Origin of the sequence: Cellulomonas humilata, from assembly GCF_030814415.1 — a bacterium.
GTDB lineage: Bacteria > Actinomycetota > Actinomycetes > Actinomycetales > Cellulomonadaceae > Cellulomonas > Cellulomonas humilata_A.
Genome location: NZ_JAUSVB010000004.1, coordinates 452,967 through 470,287 on the forward strand (window position 1 = coordinate 452,967; position 17,321 = coordinate 470,287).

General features: G+C 73.3%; 14 protein-coding genes. 2 read left to right on the forward strand and 12 right to left on the reverse strand.

Features of this window, described 5'->3' with window-relative positions:
• The first annotated feature begins 50 nt into the window (after positions 1 to 50).
• Both J2X26_RS16225 and J2X26_RS16230 read left to right on the forward strand, forming a co-directional pair.
• Complete coding sequence (locus tag J2X26_RS16225; RefSeq protein WP_307493736.1) at positions 51 to 1,082, forward strand: ATP-binding cassette domain-containing protein; 1,032 nt, start codon at positions 51 to 53, stop codon at positions 1,080 to 1,082.
• A complete protein-coding gene (locus tag J2X26_RS16230) occupies positions 1,082 to 1,894 on the forward strand; it encodes an ABC transporter permease (protein WP_307493737.1) in 813 nt (270 codons plus the stop codon). Before J2X26_RS16225 ends, J2X26_RS16230 begins: the two co-directional genes overlap by 1 nt.
• Positions 1,895 to 1,933: 39 nt before the next feature.
• Here J2X26_RS16230 and J2X26_RS16235 read toward each other — a convergent pair whose 3' ends face one another.
• The 12 genes from J2X26_RS16235 to J2X26_RS16290 form a co-directional block, all read right to left on the reverse strand.
• A complete protein-coding gene (locus J2X26_RS16235) occupies positions 1,934 to 2,527 on the reverse strand; it encodes an NUDIX domain-containing protein (protein WP_307493738.1) in 594 nt (197 codons plus the stop codon).
• Positions 2,527 to 4,197, reverse strand: coding sequence for a CTP synthase (locus J2X26_RS16240; protein WP_307493739.1), 1,671 nt, complete (start codon positions 4,195 to 4,197; stop codon positions 2,527 to 2,529). Before J2X26_RS16240 ends, J2X26_RS16235 begins: the two co-directional genes overlap by 1 nt.
• Positions 4,198 to 4,268: 71 nt before the next feature.
• Positions 4,269 to 5,885, reverse strand: coding sequence for a murein biosynthesis integral membrane protein MurJ (murJ, locus tag J2X26_RS16245; protein ID WP_307493740.1), 1,617 nt, complete (start codon positions 5,883 to 5,885; stop codon positions 4,269 to 4,271).
• A 59-nt stretch (positions 5,886 to 5,944) separates the two neighbouring features.
• Positions 5,945 to 6,835, reverse strand: coding sequence for a hypothetical protein (locus tag J2X26_RS16250; RefSeq protein ID WP_307493741.1), 891 nt, complete (start codon positions 6,833 to 6,835; stop codon positions 5,945 to 5,947).
• Positions 6,832 to 7,863 (reverse strand): copper transporter, encoded by a 1,032-nt coding sequence (locus J2X26_RS16255; protein WP_307493742.1) that lies wholly within the window; start codon positions 7,861 to 7,863, stop codon positions 6,832 to 6,834. Before J2X26_RS16255 ends, J2X26_RS16250 begins: the two co-directional genes overlap by 4 nt.
• 73 nt (positions 7,864 to 7,936) lie before the next feature.
• Positions 7,937 to 9,115 carry a putative cytokinetic ring protein SteA gene (gene steA, locus J2X26_RS16260; protein WP_307493743.1) on the reverse strand — a complete coding sequence of 393 codons (1,179 nt, stop codon included), beginning with the start codon at positions 9,113 to 9,115 and terminating at the stop codon, positions 7,937 to 7,939.
• A 6-nt stretch (positions 9,116 to 9,121) separates the two neighbouring features.
• Entirely contained in the window at positions 9,122 to 10,852 is a 1,731-nt protein-coding gene (gene recN / locus J2X26_RS16265) for a DNA repair protein RecN (RefSeq protein ID WP_307493744.1), read from the reverse strand.
• Positions 10,849 to 11,757, reverse strand: a complete 909-nt coding sequence (locus J2X26_RS16270; RefSeq protein WP_307493745.1) for an NAD kinase — start codon at positions 11,755 to 11,757, stop codon at positions 10,849 to 10,851. The genes recN and J2X26_RS16270 overlap by 4 nt, the downstream gene beginning before the upstream one ends.
• Positions 11,754 to 12,575 (reverse strand): TlyA family RNA methyltransferase, encoded by an 822-nt coding sequence (locus J2X26_RS16275; protein ID WP_307493746.1) that lies wholly within the window; start codon positions 12,573 to 12,575, stop codon positions 11,754 to 11,756. The genes J2X26_RS16270 and J2X26_RS16275 overlap by 4 nt, the downstream gene beginning before the upstream one ends.
• A 6-nt stretch (positions 12,576 to 12,581) precedes the next feature.
• Entirely contained in the window at positions 12,582 to 12,740 is a 159-nt protein-coding gene (locus J2X26_RS16280) for a hypothetical protein (protein WP_307493747.1), read from the reverse strand.
• Between the two features lie 157 nt (positions 12,741 to 12,897).
• The gene (locus J2X26_RS16285) at positions 12,898 to 13,938 is read right to left on the reverse strand and encodes an HAD-IIA family hydrolase (protein ID WP_307493748.1); all 1,041 of its coding nucleotides are present in this window, start codon (positions 13,936 to 13,938) and stop codon (positions 12,898 to 12,900) included.
• Positions 13,935 to 15,119: a hypothetical protein gene (locus J2X26_RS16290; protein ID WP_307493749.1), complete on the reverse strand. Its 1,185-nt coding sequence runs from the start codon at positions 15,117 to 15,119 to the stop codon at positions 13,935 to 13,937. The genes J2X26_RS16285 and J2X26_RS16290 overlap by 4 nt, the downstream gene beginning before the upstream one ends.
• Between the last annotated feature and the right edge of the window lie 2,202 nt (positions 15,120 to 17,321).

A 17,321-nucleotide genomic window follows, 5' to 3' on the forward strand; every position in this document is an offset into this window, starting at 1 on the left:
TGTCCGGTTTTCCCTGTTCGGGTGTCAGAGGTCTCTTCTAGCCTCGGTCCATGGCAGACGCGATCACCGCAACGGGACTCGTCAAGAGGTACAAGACCGTCACGGCCCTCGACGGGGTCGATCTCGCCGTACCGACCGGCTCGGTGCTGGGCCTGCTCGGGCCCAACGGCGCTGGCAAGACCACCATCGTCCGCATCCTGACCACCCTCCTGCAGCCCGACGAGGGCTCCGCGACCGTCGCCGGGGTGGACGTCCTGGCCAGGCCGCGGGACGTGCGCCGGCGCATCGGGCTGTCCGGACAGTACGCGGCCGTCGACGAGTACCTCACCGGCTTCGAGAACCTCGACATGATCGGCCGGCTGTACCACCTGGGCGTCAAGCGCTCCCGGGAGCGGGCGCGCGAGCTGCTCGCGTCGTTCCGGCTCGAGGACGCCGCCGACCGTCCGTCCAAGACGTACTCGGGCGGCATGCGCCGCAGGCTCGACCTCGCCGGTGCGCTCGTGGCGGACCCACCGATCATCTTCCTCGACGAGCCGACCACGGGCCTGGACCCCCGCGGGCGTACCGAGATGTGGGAGGTGATCCAGAACCTCGTCGCCGGCGGGACGACCCTCCTGCTGACCACGCAGTACCTGGAGGAGGCCGACCTGCTGGCCGACGACATCGTGGTCATCGACCACGGAAAGATCATCGCGCAGGGCACGGCCGACCAGCTGAAGATGCAGGTCGGCGGCGAGCGCCTCGAGCTCACCGTCCGGGACCCGGCGACCCTGCACGCCGCCCGGGACCTCCTCGAGCCACTCGGGGTCGGCAAGGCCGGGCTGGACGAGGGCCGTCGCACCCTGCTCATGCCGATCGCCGGCGGAGCGCAGGTGCTCACCGAGGCGCTGCGGGTCCTCGACGACGCGCAGATCGGGATCGACGACGTCGGGCTGCGCCGACCCACGCTCGACGACGTGTTCCTGTCCCTGACGGGGCACGCGAGCGAGGAGGACACCCCACCACCGGACGCTCCCGTAGCGACGCCGACGCAACCCGGCCGGCACGCGGCCACCGACGAGTCCTCCACCGGAGGTGCCTGATGGCCGCGCCCACCGTCTTCTCGGACGCCTATGTCGTCGCCCGGCGCAACATCATCAAGATCAAGCGCGTCCCCGACCTGCTGGTCTTCACCACGTTGTCGCCGATCATGTTCGTCCTGCTCTTCGCGTTCGTCTTCGGCGGGGCGATCGCGGTGCCCGGCGGGACCGACCCGGACGCGTACCGGGAGTTCCTGATGGCCGGGATCTTCGCGCAGACCGTCATCTTCGGGGCCACGATCACCGGCGCCGGGCTGGCCGAGGACGTCAAGAAGGGCATCATCGACCGGTTCCGCTCGTTGCCCATGGCACCGTCGGCGGTACTCACCGGCCGCACGATCTCCGATGTCGCCAACAACGTCCTCGTGCTCATCGTCATGTCGCTGACCGGGCTGCTGGTCGGGTGGGCCATCCACAGCTCGCCCATCGAGGCAGCCCTCGGCTACCTGCTGCTCCTCATCTTCGCGTACGCGGTCTCGTGGATCATGGCGTGGCTCGGCATGCTCGTGCCCAGCGTCGAGGTGTTCAACAACGCCACGTTCATCGTGATCTTCCCGCTGACGTTCGTGGCCAACACCTTCGTGCCGCTCGAGACGCTGCCCGCTCCCCTGCAGACGTTCGCCGAGTGGAACCCGGTCTCGGCGGTGACCCAGGCCTCCCGCGAGCTGTTCGGCAACATCCCCGAAGGCGTCCCGACCCCGGACGCGTGGCCGCTGCAGAACCCGGTGCTCTACACGCTGATCTGGTCCGCGATCTTCATCATCGTGTTCGTCCCGCTGGCCAACTACCAGTACCGGCGCTCGACCAGCCGCTGACGACGACGCCGCCCTCTCCGACGGGAGAGGGCGGCAGGGTCAGGCGGTGACGGGCTCCAGCGTCGACCAGCCGCGCGACCGCGCCGCCGCTGCGGCCAGGACCCCGGTGACGGCCGTGGGGCTGTGCAGGCGACCGGACAGCGCCGCGTCCACGGCGTCGTCGAGCGCGACCCACACCGGCACCATCCCGGCCTCCTCGTCGGTCCGCGTGTGGCGGTCGGCGTCCGCCACCGGACGCAGGTCACGCGCCAGGAACACCCGGATCCGCTCGTCCGAGCCCCCGGGCGTGGTGAAGAAGTCGACCAGCCTCCACCACGATCCGGCGACCAGGTCGGCCTCCTCGGCGAGCTCCCGGGCCGCGGCCACGACGAGCTCCTCGTCGGGGACGTCCCGCAGTCCGGCGGGCGGCTCCCAGAGCTCGGAGCGCACCGGGTGCCGGTACTGCGAGAGCAGCAGGACGCGGTCGGCGTCGTCCAGCGCGATCACGGCCACGGCACCCGGGTGCGCGACGTACTCGCGGAGCACCTGCGTGTCCCCGAGATCCACCACGTCACCCACGAGGTCGAAGATCTTCCCCGCGTGGATCACCTCGTGCGACACGACGGGACGCGGTGCCTCGAGGTCAGCGACCATCAGGACTCGTCGCCGCGCTGGGCGAGAGCAGCCTCGATGAGCCCGGCGAACAGCGGGTGCGCCCGGGTCGGACGCGACTTGAACTCCGGGTGCGCCTGCGTGGAGACGTAGTACGGGTGCACGTCGCGCGGCAGCTCGACGAACTCGACGAGCGAGGTGTCGGGCGAGACGCCGGAGATGACCAGGCCGGCCTCCTCGAGCTTGTCGCGGTACGCGTTGTTCACCTCGTAGCGGTGCCGGTGACGCTCGGAGACCTTCGTCGCGCCGTACGCCTCGGCGACGACCGACCCGGGCGTGAGCAGCGCCTCGTAGGCGCCCAGCCGCATGGTGCCGCCGAGGTCGCCGTCGCCGCCGACGATCGCGAGCTGCTCGGCCATCGTCGCGATGACCGGGTGCGCGGGGTCGGCGTCGAACTCGGACGACGACGCACCGTCGAGGCCGAGCATCGTGCGCGAGTACTCGATGACCATGCACTGCAGACCGAGGCAGATCCCGAGCGTCGGGATCAGGTTCTCGCGCGACCAGCGCAGCGCACCGAGCTTGCCCTCGATGCCCCGGACGCCGAAGCCACCGGGCACCAGCACCGCGTCGACGCCCTCGAGCGCCAGCCGGGCGCCCTCGGGCGTCTGGCAGTCGTCGGAGGTCACCCAGCGGATGACGACCTTGGTGTCGTGGTGGAAGCCGCCGGCGCGCAGGGCCTCGGTCACGGACAGGTAGGCGTCGGGCAGGTCGATGTACTTGCCGACGAGGGCGACCTCGACGCGGTGGGCCGGCTGGTGCACGCGGTGCAGCAGGTCGTCCCAGCCCTTCCAGACGACGTCCCGGAACGGGAGGCTGAGCCGCTGCACGACGTACGCGTCGAGCCCCTCGGAGTGCAGCACGCGCGGGATGTCGTAGATGCTCGGCGCATCCTTGGCGGTGACGACACCCTCGACGTCGACGTCGCACATCAGCGCGATCTTGCGCTTCGTGGCCTCGGGGACCTCGCGGTCCGCACGCAGGACGATGGCGTCCGGCTGGATGCCGATGCTGCGCAGGGCGGCGACGGAGTGCTGCGTCGGCTTGGTCTTGAGCTCGCCCGACGGACCGATGTACGGCACGAGGGACACGTGCAGGAAGAACACGTTGTCGCGGCCGAGGTCGTGGCGCACCTGACGGGCTGCCTCGAGGAACGGCAGCGACTCGATGTCGCCGACGGTGCCGCCGATCTCCGTGATGATCACGTCGATGTCGGCCTCCGCCTGCTGACGCATGCGGGTCTTGATCTCGTCGGTGATGTGCGGGATGACCTGCACGGTGTCCCCGAGGTACTCGCCGCGACGCTCCTTGGCGATGACCTGCGAGTAGACCTGGCCGGTCGTCACGTTGGCCGAGCCGACGAGGTTGACGTCGAGGAACCGCTCGTAGTGGCCGACGTCCAGGTCGGTCTCGGCGCCGTCCTCGGTGACGAAGACCTCACCGTGCTGGAACGGGTTCATGGTGCCCGGGTCCACGTTGAGGTACGGGTCGAGCTTCTGCATCGTGACGCGAAGGCCACGGGAGCGAAGGAGTCGGCCGAGGCTGCTCGCCGTCAGACCCTTGCCGAGGGAGGAGGCGACACCCCCGGTGACGAAGATGTGCCGGGTCGTGGATTCCGACCGCCCGGAGAGTCGATGCGCGCGCTCTGTCACGGGATTCCAACCTACCTGACGAACGCCCGTTGCCGGAGAGCCGGACGGGGTGAGTCCGGACACGTCGGCCGTCAGGACAACGGTGCGCCCGGGTTCGCGGGGTCGGTGACGGGCACCGGTGCGGGCGGACGCGGCTGGGACTCGATCGTGCGGAAGTCCTGGAGCGTCGCGCGGTCTCCCGCGAGCACGGCACCGGCGACGACGAGAGACGCGATGACCGCACCGCCCGCCGCGGCTCCGAGCGCGGTGACCGGGCCGTGTCCGGCGACCTCGGCGACCGCGTCCACCACCCACCGGCCCGCGAGCGCGCCGACTGCGGCCCCGGCGACGAGCACGACTGCCGCCCGGGTCACCCCGGCGGTCGCGGGACGCCCGGCCGCGCGGCGCAGCAGGACGACCGCGAGCGTGCCGCCGACGAGCATGCCGAGCGAGCCGGCCTGGGCGAGCGCGAGCAGGGTCGCCGCGGGGTCGTCACCGGCGGGTGCGAGCGCGGCGGCGAGCAGCGGTGTCGCGACGACGACCGTGCCCCAGCCCACGACGTTGGCCGTGATCGCCGACCGTCCGCGCTCGAGCGCGTACAGCGCCCGGGACGCGTGGAACATGAGCGCGAACCCGAGCAGGCCGGGGGCCATCCACGTGATCGCCGTGGTCATCGCCTCCATCGCCGGTCCGCCGTCCGCGATCCAGACGAAGAGGTCGGTCACGGCCGGCGCGGCCGCCACCAGCACGGCAGCCCCCAAGGCCGCCGCCGCCAGGACCGCGCGCAGGGTGCCGGACGCCATCCGTGCGAACGCGTCGTGCTCGCCGGACGCGGCCCGCTGCGCGAGCCGAGGGAACGTGGACGTGGCCAGCGGGACGACGAGCACCGCGTACGGCAGGAGGTAGACCTGCTGCGACCAGAGGTAGACCGACCACGTGCCGACGCTGCCGCGGTCGTTGGCCACCAGCAGCGCCACGAGCACGGAGAGCTGCTGTGCCACGAGCGAGCCGACCCCGGCGAACGCGAGCACGGCCAGCCGTCGGCCGACCCCGGGCGGGAACCGCAGCGTCGGTCGGATCCGCACGCCGAGCCGGTGGACCGGCACGAACATCGGGAAGCACATCGCCGCGACGCCGAGGGTGGTTCCCCAGCCGAGCACGGCGAGCGCTCCGTCCGCGACGGCGGCCGGGTCGTCGACCTCCCCGTCGGCCAGCGCCGCATAGACGAGGTAGGTCGTGATCACGACCAGGGACGACAGGACGGGGGCGAACGCCGGCCAGAAGAACTTCTTGTGCGCCTGGAGCACCGCGTACAGCAGCACCGCGATGCCGTACATCGGGACCTGGACGGCGAAGACGGCGATGAAGTACTGCAGGAGCCCTTGCTCCGCCTCGTCGAGCTTCGGCCACACGGACGCGATCAGCCCGCTGGCTGCGGCGAGGGCGGCGCCGAGCGGTACCAGCACCAGCAGCGTCCAGCCGAACGTCGCCGACGTGATCGCGTCGACGTCCTTGCGCAGCGCGCGCGACACGGGCAGTGCAAGCACCGGGATCAGCGCCCCCGCGAGCGCCCCGCCCGCGGCAACCTCGAACAGGACGTTGGGCAGCGTGTTCGCGGCGTTGTAGACCCCGCCGATGCTCCCCTCGCGGAACGCGTACGCCTGGACGAGGTACCGGCCGAACCCGAGCACGCGGCTCAGGACCGTCACGGCCGCGATCATGACCGCGGCACCACCGAGCCCGGCGACCAAGCGCCGCGCCGTGGGGCTCACGCGGACCGGCCCGCCGGCGGGTCGACGGGACGTCGACCCCAGCCGTCGATGTCCCGCAGCACGGGGGTGCGCTCGATCACGCGCGTGAAGCTGACCTTCTCGCTGGCGACCGTCAGCGCTACGACGACGCCGAGCGCAGCGAGCCGGACAGGTCGGGGGGCGCTCAGCACGATCGCCGTGCCGAGCGTCGCGCCCAGCGCGTTGGCACCACCGTCACCGAGCATGTCGGCCTCGGCGAGATCCTGGTCCATCGCTGCACCCACCACGCCGAGCACCGCGGCGCCTGCCCCGGCGCCACCGCCCGCGCTCAGGCCCAGCGGAGCCGCGACGAGCGTCGCCGCCTTGAGGGCGCGGCCCGGCCGCAGGTCGAGCAGGTTCAGCAGGTTGGCGCTCGACGCGACCAGCGCGCCCGACGCGGCGACATCAGCGAGCCAGCCGACCGTCGAGCGACGCGTGCCGTCGGGCCGCTGCAGGGGCGTCGCCGCGGCTGCCGCGACGAGCGCTCCCGCACCGATGCCGAGCACCTTGAGACCGCCCGTGGTGAGCTCACCATGCGCGAGCGCACCGAGGTGCCCCCGCAGGCCCTTGCGACGCGTGCTGGTGTCCTCGCCGAGGTCGTCGACGAGCCCGAAGGCCGCGCCCGACGCCGTCGCCACCGTGAGCGCCACCGCGCCGCGCGTCGAGGGTGCTCCGACGAGGCCTCCGGCGAGAAGTCCCGCAGCGACGGCCGGTCCTTCGAGCAGGCTGATCGGCTCGCCCCTGTGGTTCGTGCGGGTCCAGCGCGCCTGACCACCCGGCGCCTGCGCGTCGAGCGCGCCGCGCACGACCGCGGTCACCGCACTCGCGACGACACCGGTGAGGAGGCGGCGCGGCAGCCCGACCGTCATCCCTCGGTCCCGGCGGTCTCGCCCACGCCCTCGGGCACCCGCGGCGAGCGGTCGACCGGCGGGAGCTCCACTGCTGCAGGCAGCGGCGTCTCGTTCTCGCCGAAGCCGTAGTGCCCGTTGGTCCCGGCGATCCGACCCGCGAGAGCGAGCGGCACGTTGACCTGCCCGGTGACGACCTCGGTTCCCGAGACGGTCGTCAGGGTCGACGCCAGGTCCTGGTCGGCGAGCACGGCGTCGGTGAGGCTGCCCTCGCCGCGGGGTCCGTCGGCGAGCACGGCACCCGACGACAGCTCCTGGGCCGCGCTCAGCACGGCGAGCTGGGCGGCGAAGGACTCGTCGGGCACAGCGGTGGGCGTCGCACCCTCGGCCGGCTGCTCGAACGGCACGCCGAGCACGACGATCGCGTCGGCGGGCACGGTGACCTGGTCCGCGACGGTCACCAGCGGGCTGTCGCTCTCGCTCGACGACAGGAGCTGCAGCAGCACGGAGGCGTCGTCGGAGAGCACGTCCGGGTTGCTCGGGTCCGACGTGACGAGCGCCTGCACGAGGGCGGAGGCGAGCTCCTCCTCCACGCCGGCGTCGTCGGCCGGGACCGGGTCGAGGTACGTGAGCAGCTGACCGACCAGGGCCTGCCGGAACGTCCGCGCGTCGGGGTCCGCCCAGGTCTCGGTCAAGGTCACGTGCGCCGTGACGCTCGCGCCGGACTCCGCGAGCCGCTCGTCGATCGCGGTCCGGGTCGACTCGTCGACCTCGCCGAGCGCGATGACGGCCACGCGACGGTCGGTGAGCGACCCGTCGAGCAGCTGCGGTCCTGCGGCGTCGATGTACGTCTCGGCGTCCTGCAGGGCGCCGGTCGTCGTGTCGAGCTCGGCGCGCAGCGCGTCCTTCTCCCCGCGCAGCTGCTCGACCTGGCCGGTGAGCGTGTCCCCGATCGTCTCCTTGAGCGGGCCCGCGCCGAGCGCGATGCCGACGGCGAGCGCGAGGAAGACCGAGATGAGCGAGACGATGTGGTAGCGGAAGTCGATCACAGTGCGAGGTCTCCGTCGGGTACGTCACCGGCGAGGACCGGGACCAGGTGCAGGGTGCGGGCAGCGGCAGGGGTCATCCGAAGAGACCGCCCACCCACGAGGTGATGTCATCGAGGCGGGCCCCGGAGAGGCCGATCAAGGTCTGGCCCGCTGCGGTCGAGGCGAGCGCCACGCCGAGGGCGAGGAGCCCGGACAGGACCAGGAGCGTGAGCTGGAGGTTCGAGATCCGGTTCCGGTAGAGCCGCGACACACCCTTCGCGTCGACCAGCTTGCTGCCGACCCGCAGGCGCGTGAGGAACGTGCTCGCCATGCCGGAACGGCCCTTGTCGAGGAACTCCACCAGCGTGGCGTGCGTGCCGACGGCGACGATGAGCTCGGCGCCCTTGTCGTCGGCGAGGAGCATGGCGACGTCCTCGCTCGTGCCCGTGGCCGGGAACACGACGTGCTTGACGTCGAGCTGCTCCACACGGGCGAGACCGGGCGCACGGCCGTCGCGATAGGCGTGCACGACCACCTCCGCACCGCACATCAGTGCGCGGTCGGAGACGGAGTCCATGTCGCCGACGATGAGGTCGGGCTTCCACCCGGCGTCCAGGATCGCGTCCGCTCCCCCGTCGACCCCGATGAGCACCGGCCGGTACTCGCGGATGTACGGGCGCAGCGTGACGAGGTCTTCCTTGTAGTGGTACCCGCGCACGACGATGAGCACGTGCCGACCGTCGATCTCGGTCGAGATGTCCGGCACCCCGATGCCGTCGAGCAGCAGGTCCCGCTCGCGACGCAGGTAGTCCATCGTGTTCGCCGCGAACGACTCGAGCTGCACGGAGAGGCCGGCGCGGGCCTCCTCCATCGCTGCCGACACGCTCGCCTCGGTCTGCAGCACACCCTCGGCGACGAGCGTGTCGCCGTCGTACACCGCCGCGTCGACGATCCGCAGCCGATGCCCCTCGGGGACGGCCATGACGTCCGCGCCGAGGTCGTCGATCAGCGGGATGCCCGCCTCGATGAGGATCTCCGGGCCCAGGTTGGGGTACCGGCCCGACGTCGAGCGCGCCGCGTTGAGCACGACCGACGGCTGGCACGCCACGAGCGCCTCGGCGGAGACCCGGTCGAGGTCGAGGTGGTCGATGACCGCGATGTCACCGGGGCGCAGGCGCTTGGTCAGCGCCTTGGTCCGGGGGTCGACACGTGCCGGACCGGCCGCGACGCCGGCTTCGGGCAGGGCGGTGCGCTTGCGCAGGGAGGCTCTCATCGCCGCTCATCGTCCCACGGACGAGAGCTCGAGCAGTTCTGCGGCATGCGTCCGCGCCGCGTCGGAGTCCTCCTGACCGGACAGCATGCGGGCCAGCTCGCGTACGCGCTCGTCCCGCGTGACCAAACGCACGTCCGACTCGGTGACCACGTCGACCCCGTCGGCGGTCGACTTGGTGACCACGAGGTGGTGGTCGGCGAAGGCCGCGACCTGCGCGAGGTGGGTCACGACGAGCACCTGGCTGCCCTGCGCGAGCGCCGACAACCGTCGACCGACCTCGACCGCCGCCCGGCCACCGACGCCCGCGTCGACCTCGTCGAACACGAAGGTGCCCGGCCGCGTGGCGCCGGGGGCCGTGGCGAGCGCGACCTCGATGGCGAGCATCACGCGGGACAGCTCGCCGCCGGACGCGCCCTTGCCCAGCGGTCGCGCGGGCGCCCCGGCGTGCGGGACGAGAAGCATCTCGACGCGGTCGGCGCCGTGTGGTCCGGGCTCGTCCGCGGCATCGACGACCACCCGCAGCTCGGCACCGCCCATCGCCAGTCCCGAGAGCTCCTCGGAGACCACGCCGGACAACCGCTCGGCACCGCCGAGCCGCCCCGCGGTCAGCGCTTCGGCCAGCGTGCCCAGCTCGTCGTCGAGCCGCCCGCGGGCGTCGCGCAGCTCGGCGATGCGCTCGTCGCCGCCGTCGAGGTCGAGCAGGCGACGGCCGGCGGTGTCCGCCCAGGCCAGCACCTCGGTCACGGTCGAGCCGTAGCTGCGCGTCAGGGTGCCCAGCTCGGCACGACGACGCTGCGCGGCGTCGAGGCGCAGCGGGTCCGCCTGCAGGTCCTCCAGGTAGGCGGCCAGGTCGGTGGAGACGTCCGCGAGCAGGTACCCGGCCTCGGCGATGCGCGTGGTCAGCGCGGCGAGCGCCGGGTCGTGCGAGCCCTCGTGCTCCAGCAGCCGACGCGCGAGCTCGATCGTGCCGACGGCCGCGGAACCCTCGTCGGCCCCGTCCTCGCCGACGAGCGCCGCGTGCGCCCCCGCCGCCGCGGTCCGCAGGTCCTCGGCGTGCGAGAGCCGGTCGACCTCCTCGGCGAGCGTGACGTCCTCGGCGGGCTGCGGGTCCACCCGCTCCACCTCGGCCAGGCCGAGGCGCAGCAGCTCGGCCTCGCGCGTCCGGTCCCGAGCCTGGTCGACCAGCTCCGTGAGCTCCGCGTCCACGCGTGCGCGCTCGACCCAGGCGGCGCGGTAGCGAACGAGCACCTCGCGGTGCGCGGCCCCGACGAACTCGTCGAGCGCCTCCCGCTGCACGGAAGGTGACCGCAGCCGTGCCTGGTCGGCCTGCCCGTGCACGGTGACCAGCTCGTCCGCGAGCTCGGCGAGCACTCCCTGCGGGACGGACCGCCCGCCCACGTACGCACGCGAGCGGCCCGCAACGCCGTCCGTACCGGCGCCGACCGTCCGCAGGAGCACCAGGCTGCCGTCGTCGTCGAGCTCGGCACCGGCCTCCGCGGCCCGCTCGAGCGCCGCGCCACCCGCGGCCAGCACGACACGCCCCTCGACCGCCGCCGTCGTCGACCCGACGCGCACCGTCGCCGGGTCCGCCTTGCCGCCGAGCAGCAGGTTGAGGGCGGTGAGCACCATCGTCTTCCCGGCGCCCGTCTCGCCGGTCAGGACCGTCAGCCCCGGTCCCAGCTCGACGTGCGCCCGGCCGATGACGCCGAGGTTGTCGATGCGGATCTCCTCGATCACGCCGTGACCTCCGGGGTCGTGGGTCGAGCGGTGGGTCGTGCGGACGGCCGGGGTGCGCTCGCCCGACCGCGCCACCCGTCGACCGGCAGCCCGAACTTGTTCACGAGCCGGGTGGTGAACGGCGCCGGCGTCAGCCGTGCGAGCCGCACCGGGATGTCGCTGCGCGTGACCTCCACCCGCGAACCCGGGGGGACCTCGAGGCGTCGGCGTCCGTCGAGCGTCACCAGGCCCGCGGCGGGCGACCGTTCGAGCACCTCGACGGCGAGCCTGCTGCGGGGGCCGACGACGAGCGGCCGCGCGAACAGCGCGTGGGCGGAGATCGGGACGAGGATCATGCCGTCCACGTCCGGCCACACCACGGGGCCGCCGGCGGAGAACGCGTGCGCGGTCGAGCCCGTGGCGGTGGCCGCGACGATGCCGTCGCAACCGAACGACGACAGCGGGTGGCCGTCGACCTCCAGGAGCACCTCGAGCATGCGGGAGCGGTCGACCTTCTCCAGTGCCGCCTCGTTGAGCGCCCACCCGGTGCCGGTGCTCCCGTCCGGTCGCAGGACGCGCACGTCGAGGGTGCCTCGCTCCTCGACGTCGAACTCGCCTGCGGTCAGGCGCCGCACGGCCTCGCCGATGTCCTCGCGCTCGCTCTCGGCCAGGAACCCGACGTGCCCGAGGTTCACGCCCAGCAGCGGTACGGAGGTCCCGCGCGTCAGCTCGGCCGCCCGCAGGATCGTCCCGTCGCCCCCGAGCACGATGGCGAGCTCGAAGGCCGGCAGGTCCGCCGCGACGGCGTCCTCCGCAGCCAGGACGGCCTCGACGCCCGCTCGTTCGAGCTCACGGACGGCGTCGTGGGTGGCCGACACGGCCTCCTCGCGGCCACCGTGGGTGACCACCAGGGCGCGCCGGGTCACGGGGCCACCTCGCCGTCCGCCAGCACGGCGTCCGTGATCGTCTCGACGGGCACCTGCACCGGGCCGGGGCCGTCCGACCGGGCGAGCCACAGGAAGAACTCGACGTTCCCGCTCGGTCCGGGCAGCGGGCTGCGGACCACGCCGCGCACCGCGAGACCGAGCTCGGCCGCAGCACGGGCCACGCCGACGACGGCGTCGACCCACAGCGCGGGGACGCGGACGACCCCGCCCGACCCGAGCCGCTCGCGCCCGACCTCGAACTGGGGCTTCACCATCACCAGCAGGTCGGCGTCGGGGCGTGCCACGGCAGCGAGCGCGGGGAGCACGAGGGTCAGCGAGATGAACGAGAGGTCCGCGACGACCAGGTCCGGCGCGGGGTCGACGTCTCCCGCGGTCAGCGTCCGGACGTTGACACCTTCCCGGACCTCCACGCGCGGGTCCTGGCGCAGCGCATCGACCAGCTGGTCGTGCCCCACGTCCACGGCGACGACCCTGGTGGCGCCCCGGCGCAGCAGCACGTCCGTAAAGCCCCCGGTGCTCGCGCCCGCGTCGAGGCACTGCCTACCGGCGACGACCGGCCCGTCCGCGCCGAGCGCGTCGAGCGCGCCCGCCAGCTTGTGCCCGGCACGCGAGGCGTACTCGGGATCGGCGTCGTCCGCCTGGACGGCGACCTGCCGCTCGTCCGTGACCTGCGCTGCACTGCGCGCCACCGCCGAGCCGTCGACGGTGACCCGGCCGGCCGCGATCAGCTCGCCGGCGTGGCGGCGCGACCGGGCCAGACCGCGACGCACCAGCTCCGTGTCGAGGCGTGTGGTCACCGCAGGTCAGCCCTCCGCGTCCGCGAGCCGGTCCTGGAGGGCGCCGTGGACCGCGTCGAACACCGCGACGTGGTCGCGCAACGGCTGGTCCTCGAGGCCGGTCAGTGCCGACAGTGCCTGGTCGACGGCGTCGTCCGACGTCGAGGTGATGTCCGTCTCGCTCACTGCGCCGCCTCCCGACGTGGTCGTGTACCCGCACGGTCCGCGGATCGCTCACCGCCGGACCCGATGGGCACCGAGGCGCCACGGGACGCGCCCACGCTACCTGGCGCGGCCCACAACAACCCGTCGCCACACACAGACTGGCACCCGGACGTCTCGGTCAGTCGTGGTCGAGGGTCGTCGCAAGCTCGGGGACCGACGTCGGGTCGAGCTCGACACCGGCATCGACCGCCGTCCACGCCGCCGCGCACGCGGCCCGCACGACGTCGACCTCGTCCTCGACGGACGACGGCGTCCCGCGACCGAGCTCGAGCCGGCCGTCGAGCACGCGAGCCGACGCACCGCGGACGGTCCACCAGCCCTCCGAGCCCTGCTGCGGCTCCGGGTGCGCGACGAGCAGCGACCGCAGGTCGGCCCCGATCAGGTGCGGACGCTCCCCCGGCACGGCGAGGACGTCGTCCCGCGCCGAGCTGACGCCCGTGAGCACGTGCAGACCGATGTAGCCGCCCGCACGCGCTCCGGCCAGGTCGGTGTCCAGACGGTCACCGATGACGAGCGTCTCGCGCGCCCCCACCCGCTCCACGGCCATGTCGTACATGGTCGGCGACGGCTTGCCCGCGCTGTCCGGCACCACACCCGTCGCCGCCCGTACGGCCCCGACGAGCGAGCCGTTCCCGGGCGCGAACCCGCGCGCCGTCGGCAGGCTCAGGTCGAGGTTCGACGCCACGTGCCACGCCCCGCGTCCCACGGCGTACGCCGCCTCCGCCAGCTGCGGCCAGCCGACCTCCGGGGCGAAGCCCTGCGCGACCGCCGCCGGATCGTCGTCGGCCGACTCCACGACCAGGTACCCGGCCGCGCGCACGGCCGTGACCAGGCCCGCACCACCGACGACCAGCACCTTCGACCCGCGCGGCAGCCGCGTCAATAGCAGCTGCGCAGCCGCCTGCGCGGCCGTCATGACCTCCGACGGCTCCGCCGCGATGCCCAGCTCCGTGAGCTGGTCCGCGACCGACTCCGGCTCGCGCGACGCGTTGTTGGTGACGAACACCAGCCGCATGCCTCGCGCACGCGCCGACGTCAGCCCCTCGGCCGCGCCGTCGATCGGCTCGTGGCCGCGGTAGGCGACCCCGTCCAGGTCGACGAGCGCGAGGTCGAAACGGTCTGCGAGCGGCGTCTGCGAGCCGACGAGACCGCCCGTCACCGACCGCCCTCCGCCTCGTCCGACCCGTTCGCCCCGGCCTCGGAGCCCTCGAGCGAGGCGCCCGCCTCATCGGCTTCCGACACGTCGTCCACGCCGATCTCGTCGTCAGCGTCCGCCACGTCATCGACCTCGGTCACCACGTCGTCAGCGTCCGCCACGTCGTCAGCTTCCGCCACGTCGTCAGCTTCCGCCACGTCGCCGATCTCGGTCACCACGTCGTCCGCTTCCGCCACGACATCGGCCCCGATCACCGCGTCGGCGCTGCCGTCCGCGGCGCTGTCGCCATCCGCTCCGTCGGGAGCGTCGGCGTCGACGGCCTGGACGTCAGCCGCACGATCGACGAGGTCCGCGTCCTCGGCCGACAGGTCAGCATCGTCATCGGAGCCGTCACCGTCGTCGCGGGAGTCGTCATCGTCGTCGTCCGAGTCGTCATCGTCGTCGTCGTCGGAGCCGTCCGGCTCGTCATCCTCTGCGCGGTCGACGGCGTCGACACCCTCCTCGGGCGCCTCCTCGTCGTACTCGCCGTCGGCGTCGAACTCGCTCAGGTCGAACGAGACCACCTCGTCCTCCAGCTCGACGTCCCCGGCGGCCTCGTCGAGCTGCTCCTGCGTGTACGGCGCGAGCTCGGCGAGTGCGTCGGCGGACCGTCCGGCCGCCTCCAGCGCAGCCGCGCGCGCCTGAGCCACCCGGATCGCGACGACCCCGGTACCCGCTCGCACGGCGGGGGTCGACAGAGCGGCGACAGCAGCCTCGGCCTGGCCGAGGTCCAGGCGCGCGCCACTCACGACCATCGCGAGCTCGATCTGCGCCTCGGCGTCGAGAGTCTCTGCCTCGGGCTCCTGAGCCAGCGCGAGCGCACGCTCGGGTCGACCGAGGCCGCGTTCGCAGTCGGCCATGATCGCCAGGTGCTCGGACGAGCCGTTCAGCCGTCGCACGGTGCGCAGCTCGCGCAGCGCCTCCGCGTAACGACCCGTGCGGTACGCGGCCAGACCGGCCGCCTCGCGCACGACGTCGACGCGCCCGGCCCGCCGGACCGCGGCCTGGGCGTGCTCGTACGCGAGCTCGGGCGCCACGTCGAGCAGCCGACCCACCATCACGAGGTGGCGGCCGACACCGTCCGCGTTGTCCTTGCTCAGCGTGCGCAGGCGCCCACGGACCGAGCGGTCGAGGTCGCTGAACACGACCTCGTCCGGGATCTCAGGGGCGACGACGCGCTCGTCCTGCGGCGGACGCGTCAGCCGACGGTCGTCGCTCTCCCGACGGTCCGTGCCGGCACCGTGGCTCCGGCTCGAGCCGGAACGGTCGTCGCGGGACCCGCCGGACGGGGGTCGACGATCACCGGTCGCCGGGCGATCCGCCCGGTTGCCACCGGCTGCGGGCCGCGAGGAGCCGGTCCGCTCGCCACGGTCTGCCGACGACGGACGCTGACCGCTCGACGACGGTCGGTCGCTCGAGGGCCGCCGCTCGGTCGAGCTGCGCTCCCCGGACGGACGGCTGCCCTGGCTGGGCCGGTCGCCGAAGGAGCGACGGTCGCCCTCGCTCGGACGCCCCCCACCTGCACGGTCGCCGTAGGACGGTCGCTCGGCGCCGCGGCCGCGGTCGCCGCCGCCAGAGGGGCGGTCACCGTAGGACGGACGAGCGGCACCACGGTCGCGGTCGCCGCCGGACGCAGGGCGATCTCCGTAGCCGGAGCGCTCGCCCCCGGACCGGTCACCGTACGAGGGGCGGTCGCCCGAAGGACGGCCGCCACCCGACGGGCGGTTGCCGGACGACGACCTGTCGCCGCCGGACGGCCGGTCTCCGTACGACGGTCGGTCACCCGACGGGCGACCCGACCGGTCGCCATAGGTCGGCCGGTCACCGCTGGAGGATCGGTTGCCGTACGACGGACGATCGCCGCCGCGGCCGCGATCGCCGCCACCGGACCGATCCCCGGTCGACGGGCGCTCACCACCCGAGGGGCGGTTGCCGTAGCCGGACCGCTCACCACCGGACCGGTCACCGTACGAAGGTCGGTCGCCACCGCGTCCGCGGTCCCCACCGCTCGAGCGGTCACCGTAGGAGGGGCGATCCCCGCCCGAGGGACGGTTGCCGTACGACGGACGATCGCCGCCAGAAGGACGGTCCCCGTACGACGGACGGTCACCACCGGGGCGGCCACCCGTCGTCGGACGGTCTCCGCCGCGGCCACGGTCGCCGCCACCCGACCGGTCGCCATAGGACGGACGATCGCCGGCGCCGCGGTTGCCGTAGGACGGACGCTCTCCACCGCCGGACCGGTCGCCGCCAGGGCGACTGCCGTAGGAGGGACGGTCTCCACCAGAACGGTTGCCGTACGACGGACGGTCGCCACGCCCACGGTCACCGGAGGCGGAACGGTCACCGTACGAGGGACGGTCACCGGCTGACCGGTTGCCGTACGAGGGTCGGTCACCTGCGGGTCGGCTGCCATAGGACGGCCGGTCACCCGCAGGACGACTGCCGTACGAGGGGCGGTCGCCGGCAGGACGGTTCCCGTACGACGAGCGCTCGCCGCCGGACCGGTCTCCGTACGACGGACGCTCGGAGCCGCGACCCTGGTCGCGGCCGCCGCTGCGGTCGCCGTACGACGGACGCTCGCTCGACCTGCCGGCGCCGTAGCTGTTGCCACGGTCCCCGGAGGACGGACGCTCGCCACCACGGCCACGGTCACCAGCACCGCTGCGGTCGCCGTAGGCCGGTCGCTCGCTGCGCCCGTAGCCGGGGCGGTCGCCACCGGACCGGTTGCCGTAGGACGGCCGGTCGCCACCGGACGCAGGCCGGTCGCCGCCGCGCGAGTCACCAGCGCGGCCGGCGGACGACGGTCGGAAGCCGCGGTCGTCGCCGGGCGGGCGGCCACCGGACGAGGGACGGTAGCCACGGTCGCCACCGGAGCCGTACGACGAACCCGACGCACGGCTACCGCCCTGCGCCGATCCGCCAGAGCGCGGTCGCCCGCTGCCCCCGGACGATCCGCCGCGGGGCGCTCCGCCACCGCCCTGCGATCCACGTGCCGAGCTGTTGTTGCCGTCGGGTCGACCTCGGTCCGCCCCACCCGACCGGCCACGGCCGTCAGGTGTGCTCCCGGCACGATTCTCGCTGTTCATCTGTGTGCTCTCCTCGTCGCGATCGACCGCCCCATCGTCTCATCCCCGGCTCCGGGTGCCGGACGGCAACCAGCGGGCCGCACCGACGATGCGGAACGGGGACGACACTGCAGTGATTCTTGGTAGTCAATACGCCCGACGTTGCGCGCACAAAACTCTGGTGGGGAAACAGAAAGAGCCACCCCCGTAGGGGTGGCTCTTCCTGAATGATGTCCGGCGGCGTCCTACTCTCCCACACCCTGGCGAGTGCAGTACCAT

Excerpts from the sequence above, each read along its gene's own strand:
- J2X26_RS16225 (WP_307493736.1), top strand. The coding sequence starts at position 51 with ATGGCAGACGCGATCACCGCAACGGGACTCGTCAAGAGGTACAAGACC.
- J2X26_RS16230 (WP_307493737.1), top strand. The coding sequence starts at position 1,082 with ATGGCCGCGCCCACCGTCTTCTCGGACGCCTATGTCGTCGCCCGGCGC.
- J2X26_RS16235 (WP_307493738.1), bottom strand. The coding sequence starts at position 2,527 with ATGGTCGCTGACCTCGAGGCACCGCGTCCCGTCGTGTCGCACGAGGTG.
- J2X26_RS16250 (WP_307493741.1), bottom strand. The coding sequence starts at position 6,835 with ATGACGGTCGGGCTGCCGCGCCGCCTCCTCACCGGTGTCGTCGCGAGT.
- steA (WP_307493743.1), bottom strand. The coding sequence starts at position 9,115 with ATGAGAGCCTCCCTGCGCAAGCGCACCGCCCTGCCCGAAGCCGGCGTC.